Genomic DNA, 12,441 nt, shown 5'->3' on the forward strand with positions numbered 1-12,441 from the left:
ATATATATTGATGTATTCTTAATACCCTTGCCTAAAAATGATAGGAGTTTGTCATGAGTGACGCTGATATTGACGACGATTTTGATGATGATTTTGTCGACGATGATGATGCAAAGATGGTTGAAGAAGCTGAGACGAGCGTACGTACACGTTTAAGTAGTCTTGAAAAACGTCGGCTAATCGATAACTTGCTAGAAGAAAAGCGTTTGGCTAAAGAGTTAAAAGACGATCTAGACGATATAGACAACTTCGATGAAGATGGCGATGATTGGGATGATGACGATTTTTAATTTATCGTCGTCAGTCTTTTAAGCGGACTAAAGTGCTTTAGTGACTACTTTAATGACAGTGGCTATTTTAATGACTAAAATCATTTAACCAATCAAACTGGTTGCCTGCTGTTTTCTAATTTTCTAGGTTGCTCGCAACCAGTTCATCTCGATAATACTTACCCGATAGAGGTTGCTTGAGTTTGATTAACTAAGCAGCCTTTAGTCTTAAAATAAGTACTCGTCCTCTTTTATTTAACCGATCGCCCACTGCGATTGATGACATCTATCTGCTAAGGAAAACCAAATTATGAGTAACCAACTAAGTTTTGATGAATTACTAGACTATTTGGACAATCAAGAAAGCCAGTTCGTGCTAGATAGTGTCGCAGCGCATGGTTTTTTGACAGCGACGGTTATCGGTCGTCCATTGCCTAACTGGATGGATGCCCTGTTCGAAGGTCACGTAAGTGAGATTCCAGACAACGTCATCGACGGTATCAAACGCTGGCGCGATTCGATCATGGCTGAGTTAAAAAACGAGACGCCGATCGAATTACCGTTTGGTGAAGATGCTGGTAACGAAGAAGTGGCGGTTGATTTTTCTGACGAGTCAGACATCGTTGCTTGGTCAATTGGTTTCGTTGATGCCATGTATGGTGATGAAGCAAGCGATTGGTTTGAAGATCAAGAAACGGCAGAAGACGTCGCAGTATTGACCTTGCCAATGATCGTACTTAGCGGTATTGATGATGAAGATCCAGAGCTGTCTGAGATGCGTAAAGACGAAGACAAAATGGTACAGATGGCCAATAGCATCGAAGGCAATTTGACTGAATTGTTCTTATTGTTCCATACCAACGATTAGTAATGCTAAGAAACAGCGCTGTTAGCAGTGCTGTTTTTGTCTTGTCTATGCTGTATCACAGCGCTTTGGTTTACCATGTATTTTATAAGTCACCGATAAGGTCATCCTATGACTGTGCAACTCTCTAACCTTGAACACTTACCTAATTATCAAATCACTGAACGCCTAGACGTGGTGTACGGTAGTACCGTGCGCTCAAAGCACGTGGGTAAGGATCTGTTTGCTGGGTTAAAAAACATCGTTGGCGGTGAGCTGACGGCTTATACCGAGCTATTAGAAGAGTCACGCCAAGAAGCAATCGATCGCATGATTGTCAAAGCAGAGGCGCTAGGGGCTGATGCAGTGGTCGGTCTACGTTTTTCTACTTCTAGTATTGCCCAAGGTGCCTCAGAGCTGTTTGTCTATGGTACGGCGGTCAAGGTTGCGCCGATATCGCAGCAGCAGTATCAAAACCCGCCAAGCGATGGTTACAATCATTCCAGCCAAAATGTGAGTACTCAGACCCAAGTCGCACCCGATGATTTGCCGCGTTTTAATCCTTTTGGTTAATCCTATAATACTAAAAGCACCAATGCTTTTTACGATGAGAAACGTGCTATGAATGATTCACTCACACAAGTGCTCATCAATTACGGGCCGTTTGTCTTCTTATTCGCAGCTGGCTGGTTCTTCGGGTCACGCCATGAGCGTCAGCATTTGGCACAGCTAACAGTAGCAGAGCAAGCATTGGGCGATATCACTGTCTCAAGCGAACGTCTATATCGTCCCAAGTTAGCAGCGGGCAGTGAAGGCGAGCTAGTGCTTGGTAGTGTCGTCATCGCTCAAGATTATTTCAAAATGATCATCGCTCGCGTATTAAGTGTCTTTGGCAAAAACTTAACCACCTATGAAACTTTGCTAGATCGTGCGCGCCGCGAAGCCATCGTTCGTATGCGGACTGAGGCAAAAGCCAAAGGCTACACGCATATCTACGGGTTACGTCTTGAGGTAACCAATGTTAACCAATTAGGCAGTATGGTCGAAGCCATCGCCTACGGTACAGCTGTTATCAGTATCGACCATATTCACTCTACATCTGCTATAAATTACAAAACCTCCACTTAAATCATTTCTAGTTTATTTTCAAGTGTAAAAACCTATAATTGACTGACGAGTAGTCAGAAAAATCAAAACCATACATTTTTACAACGATATACTGAATTTTGCCGTTCCGTTATTATTTCGGTTCGTAGTAACCAGTTTTATCAAAAATTGTCGGTTTAAAAAACACGACTGTATGGAAAAGTGTCATATAAAGAGCTGACAACGTCGGTGGCTTTTACCCAAGATATCAGCAGGATTGGCTGATTGAGCATGACGAGGTTGTCATAAACCTGCCCGTGTAAGGGCTCTATCTACAAGGATGTAGTTATGGAAGGTGTTGAGTTAGTCACGTTTATAAATGCAAAAGTCATTCCCATTAGTATCTTTTTGATTATGATGGGAATGGGATTGTCCTTAGTTACCAATGATTTTAAGAGAGTCGTCAAATACCCTAAAGCAGTCGCCATAGGCTTGACCAATCAGCTAATATTTTTACCATTGGTAGGTTTTGCTTTGGCAACCTCTATGTCTCTCGAGCCAGAGTATGCCGTTGGGGTTATGTTACTGGTACTGTGTCCTGGTGGCACGACATCGAATCTATTTACCTATTTAGCCAAAGGTGACGTCGCTCTTTCGGTCACCATGACCGCTATTGCTAGTGTCATTACCGTATTTACCATTCCTATCGTCCTCAGTTTTTCGCTCGTATACTTCATGGGTGCTGGTAGTGAGTTTCAGTTGCCAGTGGTCAAGACCATGATTAGCCTAATTGCTCTGACTATCTTACCCGTCAGTATTGGTATGTTGATCAAACGCTATGCCCCTAACGCGGCAGACAAGGGACAGGTGATGGTGTCTCGTTTTGGCGTGATATTTTTGAGCTTCTTGGTACTTTTCTTAAGCTATGTGCAACGAGATATTATCGTTGAAGCGTTAATCGCTACTGGCCCTGTGGCATTGATATTGAATGTATCGACGATGGCGCTTGGTTATTACACCAGTAAATGGTTCGGTCTAAATCCTGCACAAAGACGCTCGATTACTATGGAAGTCGGCCTACAAAACAGTACGCTTTCGATGTTTATGGCACTGACGCTATTGGCTAACTATAAGATGTCGATGACGCCAGCCATTTATACGCTAATCATGTTCTTGACCGCGGGTATCATGGTCAGAGTATTTACTGCCCAGCACAACAAAGCCAAAAGAACCGAGATAGAAAACAGCGTATTGGCAGCACGTAGAATGTAAGAGGTTTAAGATAACCGTAGTAACGCATTGTTGCGCAGTCGAGACAGTACTTGGCAAAAATCAACAGTGTATGATGCGATAAAAAAAGCCCATAATCCGCTTTTTATAATGAAGCTGGTTATGGGCTTTTGTGTTTAGTGTTAGTTCTAACTCAAACCAGTTTAGCTCAAACCAATTTAGCTCAAGTCTAGAATCTTCGTCTGTCCATTTTCGCTCTTGCTTCGGCAGCTTGCTCTTTGACTTTTTCAATTTCAAATAAGAACGTACGGTTTTTGAGTACCGCGACAAACACCACACCGCCTACCGTATTACCCACCAATACCACGACTAAAAATACCAAATAGCGCCAAAGACTGACGGTATTGCCATATAGCAGCGCTGAAAATATCTCGATATTGCCCACGATACTATGATGCAAGCCTAAAAATCCGATACTACCTGTAATCAGCGTCACCAGTACGATACGGCTAAGTGTATCTCGTGCAGAGGTCACTAGCCATGCGGCCACGCCCATCATCCAGCCTGCTAGCACCGCGCTACCAAAGATAACCCACCACTCAAAACCTAAGATATGCTCGGCATAGACATCGATGGCATGGTCTGTAAACAGATGCATATGTAGTCCCAGACCAATCATTAATGCTGCAAAGATACAGCCGCCAACGATATTACCAGCGATGACGATACCCCATAGCCGTAACAGCTTATGTAGCGGTTCAATTTTATTTAAGACAGGCAAGCTCAAGAGGGACGTCTGCTCAGTAAATAATAACGACTGACCAATCACCACGATAATAAAGCCGATTGGATACAGCAGTGACGACAGCACCATCGCATAGCGACTGGGTATCACATCATTGAGTAGGGCAAACATCGATAAAATCATAAAAAAGCTGATACCAATCTCTAGACCAGCTGTAAAGGCGCTGGTAAATAGCGAACCAAGTGAACGCTCAAAGGTTTCTTTTGCGTGGATAACTTGCTCGACTAAGATACTGGCGTAGCTTTTCGCTTGGCTTAGATTGTCATCACTGGCGACCTTTTTGATGGTTTCTTTGTCTTCGTCGCTGATTTCTTCTGGTAGGTCATCATTATCCAGATCTTCGGTGGCTTTGATAGGTTCGTCTGCGTCACTATCTGAAGTTTCGTTTGCATGACTGTCTGTCGTGTCGTCTGCATCCTTATCTACCTCAATGTCTTTAGAAGAATCGCTGTTTTCTTCTAGCGTATCGTCGCCTTCAGGCACAGGAGTAGTGGTACTCGCATTTGTACGCTCATCGTTTGGTCGATTAGCCTGAGAATCATGGTCATGCTCGGTATCTTGGGACACGGTTGGCTCGCTGGTTATAGGCTAATGATTTTGCTGCATAAGTAATCTCTATTATATTTCCCATTCTTTTGATTGCTGTTGTTAATTGATTAACAATTTGAGTAATAAATCGCCTTCAGGCTTTATAAATTGCCTTACCATCTAACAAAATCTGCCTATCTGCGTTAAAATCACACTATCAACTACTTTTCCTGTTTTTATAGCGTTTCGCGCTATCTCATTTTGACCACATTCATTATCAACAATAAGATCACCCTATTATGAGCAATCCTAATACCGATACCAGCATTGATAGCAATGCGAAAACCAATCTGACCCAGTCGATCCAAGCGGCGCTAAGCCAATTAGAGAGCGCCTATAACCCTGCGGAAGTTGAAGCAGGTATGTACCAAGGCTGGGAAGAAAGCGGCTATTTTCAGCCGACTTTTGATAAAGACGAGTCATTTTCTATTGCCTTGCCACCGCCAAACGTCACTGGCTCGCTACACATGGGTCATGGTTTTAACAATGCGATCATGGATGCGCTCACCCGTTATCACCGTATGGATGGTGACAATACGCTGTGGCAGCCGGGTACGGATCATGCGGGTATCGCAACCCAGATGGTCGTTGAGCGTCGTCTGGAGGCGCAAGGTATCAAGCGCCGTGATATGACGCGTGCAGATTTCATCGATAAAGTCTGGGAATGGAAAGAAGAGTCAGGCGGCAATATCACTAGCCAGATTCGCCGTTTGGGCAGCTCGGTTGACTGGTCGCGTGAGCGCTTTACCATGGATGATGGTCTGTCCAATGCGGTAAAAGAAGTGTTCGTTCGTCTATTTGATGATGGTTTAATTTATCGTGGTAAGCGCTTAGTTAACTGGGATCCAAAGTTCCAAACCGCATTATCTGATTTAGAAGTAGAAAACCATGACGAAAAAGGCAGCTTGTGGCATTTCCGCTATCATTTCACCGATACAGACCTAACCACCCAAGATGGTAAAAACTATCTGGTCGTCGCTACCACGCGTCCTGAGACACTCCTTGGTGATACCGCTGTCGCCGTTAATCCTAGCGATGAGCGTTATGCGCATTTAGTCGGCAAAACCATTACCTTGCCAATTACGGGTCGTGTCGTGCCTATCGTTGCCGATGACTATGTCGAAAAAGACTTCGGTACGGGTTGTGTCAAAATCACTCCAGCGCATGATTTTAACGATTATGAATTGGGTCGTCGTCATAGCTTGCCATTGATTAACATCCTTGATGAGCGCGCCAATATTTTGCCAGCGATGGAAGTTTATCCTGATTTGCAAACACGTGAGCCAGAGCTAGAGACTACACCGAGCGACTATGCAGGACTTGAGCGTTTTGCCGCGCGTAAATTCCTTGTAGAGCAAGCAGGCGAGCAGGGCTGGCTAGAAGATATCGAAGACTACGCACTAAAAGCCCCGCGTGCTGAGCGTGGCGGTACGATCGTTGAGCCGTGGTTGACCGATCAGTGGTATGTCGCAGTTAAAGAGCTTGCCAAGCCTGCGATTGACGCGGTAGAAGACGGCAGCATTGAGTTCGTCCCTGCCCAGTACAAAAACATGTATATGGCATGGATGACCGACCTGCAAGACTGGTGTATCAGCCGTCAGCTGTGGTGGGGTCATCGTATCCCTGCATGGTATGACGATGCGACAGGTGAGATTTATGTCGCACGTGATGAGGCGGAAGTACGAACTAAATACAACCTAAGCGACGATGTCAAACTGCGCCAAGACGATGATGTACTCGATACATGGTTCAGCTCGGGTCTATGGACATTCAGTACGCTTGACTGGGCAGACGCCAACGCCGATCCACGCGTGATGGACACTTTCCACCCAACTAGCGTATTGGTGACAGGTTTTGACATTATCTTCTTTTGGGTGGCCCGCATGATCATGATGACCATGCACTTCGTGAAAAACGAAGATGGCACGCCGCAAGTACCGTTTAAGACCGTCTATGTGCATGGTCTGGTACGTGATGGCAATGGTCAAAAAATGTCAAAATCAAAAGGTAACGTCTTAGATCCGATCGATCTCATCGACGGTATTGAGCTAGAAGCGTTGGTAGAGAAACGCACCAGCAACATGATGAATCCAAAAGACGCGGCCAAAATCGAAAAGCAAACGCGTAAAGAGTTCCCAGAAGGCATCCCAGCCTTTGGTACGGATGCACTGCGCTTTACCTTCACCTCTCTTGCCAGTACCGGTCGCGATATCAACTTTGATCTAAAGCGTGTCGAGGGCTATCGTAACTTCTGTAATAAAATCTGGAACGCCAGCCGCTTTGTACTGATGAACTGTGTCGATAGCGAAGGCAATGCCAAGCCTATCGACCAAGCGGCTAATCCTGATGTGTGGGAATTACCAGAAAAATGGATCATGAGTCGTCTGAACTCTACCGTTGCCGATATTCATCAGCATTTCGCTCAGTATCGTCTCGATATGGTCAGCCAAGATATCTATGAGTTTATCTGGAACGAGTACTGTGATTGGTACGTTGAGCTTGCCAAAGCCAGTCTGAATGATGACTCGGTATCAAGCGAGCGTAAAGCGCAAATCCGCTATGTACTGCTGCACGTCCTTGAGACAGCGCTACGCTTCAGTCATCCAATCATGCCGTATCTGACTGAGCAAATCTGGCAGACCATCGCGCCGCTACTGGGTCGCAAAAACACCGACAGCATTGTCGTTGCTGACTATCCACAGACCGATGCCAGCCAAATCAGTGAGCAGACTGAAGCGGATATGGCGTGGCTACAGGAGCTAATCGCGAGCGTCCGTAATATCCGTGGTGAGATGAAACTGGGTAATGCCGTACGTCTGCCAGTGCTACTACAAAACGTCTCTAGCGATGAAGATGCGCGTTTATCACGTATCAAAAACCAGTTTAAAGCGCTTGCCAAAGTCGAGAGCTTGGAGATCGTCAAAGAAGGCGATGAGGTTCCACTGTCATCATCAAGTATGGTCGGTCAGCTACGGGTACTCGTACCGATGAAAGGTCTGATCGATCCAACGGCTGAGCTGGCACGTTTGGGTAAAGCGCATGAAAAACTACAGAAGCAAGCTGACGGTATCGCTCGTAAGCTAGGTAATGAAGGCTTTGTCAGTAAAGCGCCTGCGGAAGTGGTCGATGCTGAGAAAGCGAAACTGGCTGAGCTAGAAGGGCAGTTGACCGCGATGACGGCGCAGATGGAGCAGTTAAAAGCGTTATAAATAAAGCGTAAATATCTATAGTAATAAAGAACGCTGTCACAATTGTGATGGCGTTTTTTATTGCCCATTTTAAACATAGTTTATGAATATTAAATGTAATAGTCGCTAGCTGTAGGAGAGGCCTTTTACAGATACGTTCGATGAAATAGTTGATTCTGATAACATTGTTTATAATGAAGTTAATATTCAAAAGATGTATAATCTCTGTACACAAATAAGATTTTATTTTATTTGTGACATATATCAGAAAATATTAATGTAATTCTATTGATGATATCTCCATAATAAGTGTGTTCAAAGAATATAACTTTTCTAAAATGTGCTGATAAAAATATCGAAGCTAGCGTAGCTAAATGTTAGTACATACCCTAAACTCAAATGTTACTGGTCGTTTTAACTGTGAATATATCTACACTAAAAGGCATCCACGGTACGACTAAGTATCATGCAGCAAATATATCAGTGAATGGGTTTGTTCTCTCTCCTACAGGCAAGATAGGTAAAGCAGGGAAAGGGATATATTTTTGGTACTATGCTCAAGATAGAACAACGGCAATACATTGTGCAGAAACTTGGTCTAGTTTTGCGTTAGCGAAAGGTTTTTACGATAAGGGAAAAGACTGTAAGATAGTCAAGTTTGACGTTCATATAGAATCTGATGAGGAAAAAGTATTAGATTTTGATGCTCAGATGCGTGAAAGTTTTTACACTGCTTTTCCAATAGGTGAGTACAAAGAGAGGAGCTATGGAGCAAAGCTCGATCTCTTTATAGAAGAATTAGAAAAAAATTTAAACTTTCAATTCAATTTGTTGAAAATATCTTTATCAGTGCCTAATTTGGGTCAGAATGTTGCATTCTCTAACTCCTTTCTAGCAATTATTGTTAAGAATGAAGTTGATATTAAGATTATAGAATATATTGAATAGTTATATTTAAGGAGAAAAAAATGAACCTCCAACAAGCGCTCGAAGCAACTGTAAAAAAAATAAGGTCTATGAATCCTATAGATGTTAATGAAAGACTGCTAAAGTCAGAAGATAACAAATTCGTTCTTACTTTAAATCATCTTTTAGATTTAGATAGAACGGAACATTATGAAATTGAGCAATACTCAGTTAGGGAAAGTTGTGCGTCAGAAACCCTATCTGGCTATTTTGTGCCCAAAGATATTAACTTAACTTATAAATCGATATATTCTTCTGAAATTGATAATTTCGATAAAGACTACCTAATAGCTGCGTGAAATTATGAAACATCATCCTATACAGTTGAAAGCGATACAAGTTAAAAAGCTTTATCTAGAAGTTTTTGATAAGGCTATAGCGTCTGCAGAAGAGTTAGAAGTCGATGTCCAGTTTAAAGTAGGTTCTAAAGTTCCTGAACCTAATGATGATGTTATTCTTGTAAATTTTATTTGTAACGTCAAAAAAAATGAAGGCTTTAGTTTGGAAGTCGATATTTTTGGTGTGTTTACACTTGAAGGTGAATTTCCAAGGGATAAGCTAGAGCATTGGTCCAACTATAATGCTCCCTTGATTCTACTGCCTTATGTCAGGGAGAATGTAGCCGCATTATGCGCACGTTCTGATTTAAATTTTCATCTGCCTCTGATTGAAGTTCCTACTTTTAGGTATGAAAATTAGCCTGAAAAATATCATGATCCAAAATTTTTACTGACATTAAAAAACCGTTTCAGTCCTAACTGTAGCGGTTTTTTAATGTCAGTAATTACGCTATCATCTTTAAAGGAATAACACGCTAAAGTAAGGAACACCATGAACCATCTCACCATCGGACAACGCGCGCCTCTAAGCAACCTTGCTGTTGACGATACTGCACCCATCACGCTTAAATTCACTCGTCAAAGCCCGATAGAGATGGACATCAGCTGCTTTGCCTTAGACGCAGCGGGTAAGCTAATCAATGATGATTACATGGTGTTTTATAATCAGCCAACCTCACCGTGCGGGCAAATCAAGCTCACCCATTACGAGTCGCAGCCAACGGCGAATAAAAGTATCCAAGCTGAGTTTGAAGTGAATTTATCCAAACTGGCAGATAATATAGACAGCTTGTTTTTTGTATTATCAGCCGACACGCCGCTGAATCAAATTCAGTCATTAGAGATTGGCATTTGGCAGCAATCACAAAAAGCGCAGGCAGAATATCAAGCAGCAGACTTTGCCCAGCAGCAAGCCAGTATGCTGATGCAGCTTTATCGTAAGAGTGGAGTTTGGCGTGTCGCCAATGTGGCGCAAGGCTTTAATGGAGGACTAGCGGCAATCGTGCAGCACTTTGGTGGCGATGTAGAAGAGGGTAAAAATGAAACTACGGCTTCACCAGCTCCGCAACCCTCTAAAATAAATACCTCAAAAATTCCCTTAGAAAAAGTGATGCTAGAAAAAGCACCGAAACTCGTTAACCTCGCCAAAAAAGCTACCATTTCACTAGAAAAACGCCAGTTACAGCAATTAACGGCTAAAGTTGCTTTAGTATTAGATGCCACAGGCTCAATGAATCGACAATATAAAGAAGGTCGCGTACAAGAAGTGGTCAACCGCCTATTGCCATTGGCAGTGAACTTCGATGATGACCAAGCGCTAGACTGTTGGGCGTTTGCCCGAGATCCGCAGTATTTGGGTGAGATTGGGCTGAGCAACTATGACGGCTTCATTGACAACGCTCATGGCGGTTGGCGCAAATGGGCACTTGGCCCGCGCATCAACAATGAAGCAGAGGTCATGAAAGCCGTGACGGAGTTTTATCAAAAAGATGGTTTGGATGTACCTGTCTATGTGCTATTTATCAGTGATGGCGGGGTGAATGACAATCGCGGTATCACAAGAGTCATGACGGAAGCGGCGAAACTACCGATATTCTGGCAGTTTGTGGGCTTGGGTGGTCGTGGTTATGGCATCCTAAAAAAACTAGACGACATGACAGGGCGTGTGATTGATAACTGCGACTTTTTTGAACTCGATGACTTGGACGATATCAGCGAAGAAGCCTTGTATGAAAATATGCTAGAAGAGTTTCCAATGTGGCTAAAAGAAGCCAAGCAACTTGGTATAGTCACTTCACTATAAAAGTATTACTGCGTTAACCTCATTATTCGATTACAGCTAAATAAAAAACCGCCACAGCAAATACTATGGCGGTTTTTTACTATTCAAAATATTGTAACTTCTAAAATCTCTATAGCGCCCAAAGCGACTGATATTGCTCATGAGTCAAGGTCACGATATCGATCTCGGCTAACATCTCACGCAGTTCTTCCCATTTATTTGCATCAGGCTTAATCGGCGTGATCAATCTACCTAACGTATTATCAATAATGGCATCCATCAGCACATCTGCTTCGGTTTTACTATAGTCATAATACATACGATGAGCAGTCTCTGGCTCGTTTTTGCACAGCTCCGTCATCTGGTTGGTCACTTGGATAAAGGTATCTATCGCTTCCTTTTTCGCGCTATAGATCTCATCAGTCGTGAGAATCTCTAACGCTGAAAAGTTCGGATAAGGTGACAGATGCTGATCGATAAACGTAAACTCCAACCCTTCATGAGTCGCTTCAACGCCTTCAAAGTTATAAAAGCATAGCCATGCACCATCTAGGCTTGGGTCTTCTTGCAGGTTTTTGATGTGATAAAAGTCTTTTTGTACAAAGGTCACATTATCACGGCTGATACTAAAGCCATTTTTCTTGGCATAGCGAGCCAATATCTCAAAGCCAATACGATTGGTCTTTTCTTCAGCGGCAGGGGTGCAAATGAGGATAGGTTGATTGTTTTTGAGCTTATCCATACTAGACTGCTGCATCAATATGCCGCCATCGGTCTCAAAAAAGCAGCCTAGTGCGCGTAGATTAGGCACGTAATGTTCAAACAGATGGATAGGCTCATTGACGTGCAGATCGATGCTCTGGTTCTGTAGTTCGGCAAAGCCATCATAGTGATCATCTGGCTCGATAATAGTGATATCAAGCCCTGCTTGCTCATATGCGCCCGTGGTCACACCAGCGATAAAGGGCAGGTGATCAGGGTTTAAAAACCATTCGAGGGTCAGAGTAAGTTTGGTGGTCGGTTGCATGGTTGTTTCCTTTTTAGGTATGGAAAACAATCAGACTGATACGATTAAGTAAAACAAGAAAGGCTAAATAAGAAAAGTGAGGTCGCAATGCTAACTGTCAGATGCTCGGCGTTTGATATAGGTATCACGAGTACATCATCTATAGACTGCTCTTATTTATAGACCTCTGAGGGCGTGTCACGCTTGTTTCCTACGTCAGTGCTAACTGCTTCAGGTTCACGGGTGTATCTCAGCGATGATGTGAGCTGTGTCTACAGCGTTAAATCAAAGCACCCCGACAAGATTGATTGGTATTACATTATTTTCGATCAGTACCG

The 12,441-nt window shown here is 43.3% G+C and carries 12 protein-coding genes and 1 riboswitch; of the genes, 10 read left to right on the forward strand and 2 right to left on the reverse strand.

Annotated features, from left to right (window positions below):
• The first annotated feature begins 53 nt into the window (after positions 1-53).
• From CXF69_RS05125 to CXF69_RS05145, 5 genes are all read left to right on the forward strand, one after another.
• A complete protein-coding gene (locus CXF69_RS05125) occupies positions 54-290 on the forward strand; it encodes a PA3496 family putative envelope integrity protein (RefSeq protein ID WP_057761656.1) in 237 nt (78 codons plus the stop codon).
• Positions 291-579: 289 nt separating this feature from the next.
• Positions 580-1,137, forward strand: a complete 558-nt coding sequence (locus CXF69_RS05130) for a UPF0149 family protein (RefSeq protein WP_101206057.1) — start codon at positions 580-582, stop codon at positions 1,135-1,137.
• Between the two features lie 108 nt (positions 1,138-1,245).
• The gene (locus CXF69_RS05135; RefSeq protein WP_227522968.1) at positions 1,246-1,686 is read left to right on the forward strand and encodes a YbjQ family protein; all 441 of its coding nucleotides are present in this window, start codon (positions 1,246-1,248) and stop codon (positions 1,684-1,686) included.
• A gap of 48 nt (positions 1,687-1,734) precedes the next feature.
• Positions 1,735-2,241 (forward strand): YbjQ family protein, encoded by a 507-nt coding sequence (locus CXF69_RS05140; RefSeq protein WP_101206056.1) that lies wholly within the window; start codon positions 1,735-1,737, stop codon positions 2,239-2,241.
• Between the two features lie 306 nt (positions 2,242-2,547).
• On the forward strand, positions 2,548-3,471 hold the full coding sequence (locus CXF69_RS05145) for a bile acid:sodium symporter family protein (protein ID WP_101206055.1): 924 nt from the start codon (positions 2,548-2,550) through the stop codon (positions 3,469-3,471).
• A gap of 187 nt (positions 3,472-3,658) precedes the next feature.
• On the opposite strand, the gene CXF69_RS05150 is transcribed toward CXF69_RS05145, so the two are convergent.
• Positions 3,659-4,801: a formate/nitrite transporter family protein gene (locus tag CXF69_RS05150; protein ID WP_227522967.1), complete on the reverse strand. Its 1,143-nt coding sequence runs from the start codon at positions 4,799-4,801 to the stop codon at positions 3,659-3,661.
• Positions 4,802-5,061: 260 nt separating this feature from the next.
• Between CXF69_RS05150 and CXF69_RS05155 the strand changes: the two genes are divergently transcribed.
• From CXF69_RS05155 to CXF69_RS05175, 5 genes are all read left to right on the forward strand, one after another.
• Positions 5,062-8,031 (forward strand): valine--tRNA ligase, encoded by a 2,970-nt coding sequence (locus CXF69_RS05155; protein WP_101206054.1) that lies wholly within the window; start codon positions 5,062-5,064, stop codon positions 8,029-8,031.
• Positions 8,032-8,430: 399 nt separating this feature from the next.
• Positions 8,431-8,958, forward strand: a complete 528-nt coding sequence (locus tag CXF69_RS05160; protein ID WP_134292579.1) for a hypothetical protein — start codon at positions 8,431-8,433, stop codon at positions 8,956-8,958.
• Between the two features lie 20 nt (positions 8,959-8,978).
• The gene (locus CXF69_RS05165; protein WP_101206052.1) at positions 8,979-9,275 is read left to right on the forward strand and encodes a hypothetical protein; all 297 of its coding nucleotides are present in this window, start codon (positions 8,979-8,981) and stop codon (positions 9,273-9,275) included.
• A 4-nt stretch (positions 9,276-9,279) separates the two neighbouring features.
• Positions 9,280-9,675 (forward strand): protein-export chaperone SecB, encoded by a 396-nt coding sequence (locus CXF69_RS05170; RefSeq protein WP_101206051.1) that lies wholly within the window; start codon positions 9,280-9,282, stop codon positions 9,673-9,675.
• Positions 9,676-9,807: 132 nt separating this feature from the next.
• The gene (locus CXF69_RS05175; RefSeq protein WP_101206050.1) at positions 9,808-11,118 is read left to right on the forward strand and encodes a VWA domain-containing protein; all 1,311 of its coding nucleotides are present in this window, start codon (positions 9,808-9,810) and stop codon (positions 11,116-11,118) included.
• A gap of 109 nt (positions 11,119-11,227) precedes the next feature.
• On the opposite strand, the gene CXF69_RS05180 is transcribed toward CXF69_RS05175, so the two are convergent.
• Positions 11,228-12,124 carry an ABC transporter substrate-binding protein gene (locus tag CXF69_RS05180; protein WP_101206049.1) on the reverse strand — a complete coding sequence of 299 codons (897 nt, stop codon included), beginning with the start codon at positions 12,122-12,124 and terminating at the stop codon, positions 11,228-11,230.
• 170 nt (positions 12,125-12,294) lie between these two features.
• A riboswitch (TPP riboswitch) is annotated at positions 12,295-12,411 on the reverse strand.
• Positions 12,412-12,441 lie beyond the last annotated feature (30 nt).

The organism is Psychrobacter sp. Choline-02u-9 (assembly GCF_002836505.1).
Lineage (GTDB): Bacteria > Pseudomonadota > Gammaproteobacteria > Pseudomonadales > Moraxellaceae > Psychrobacter.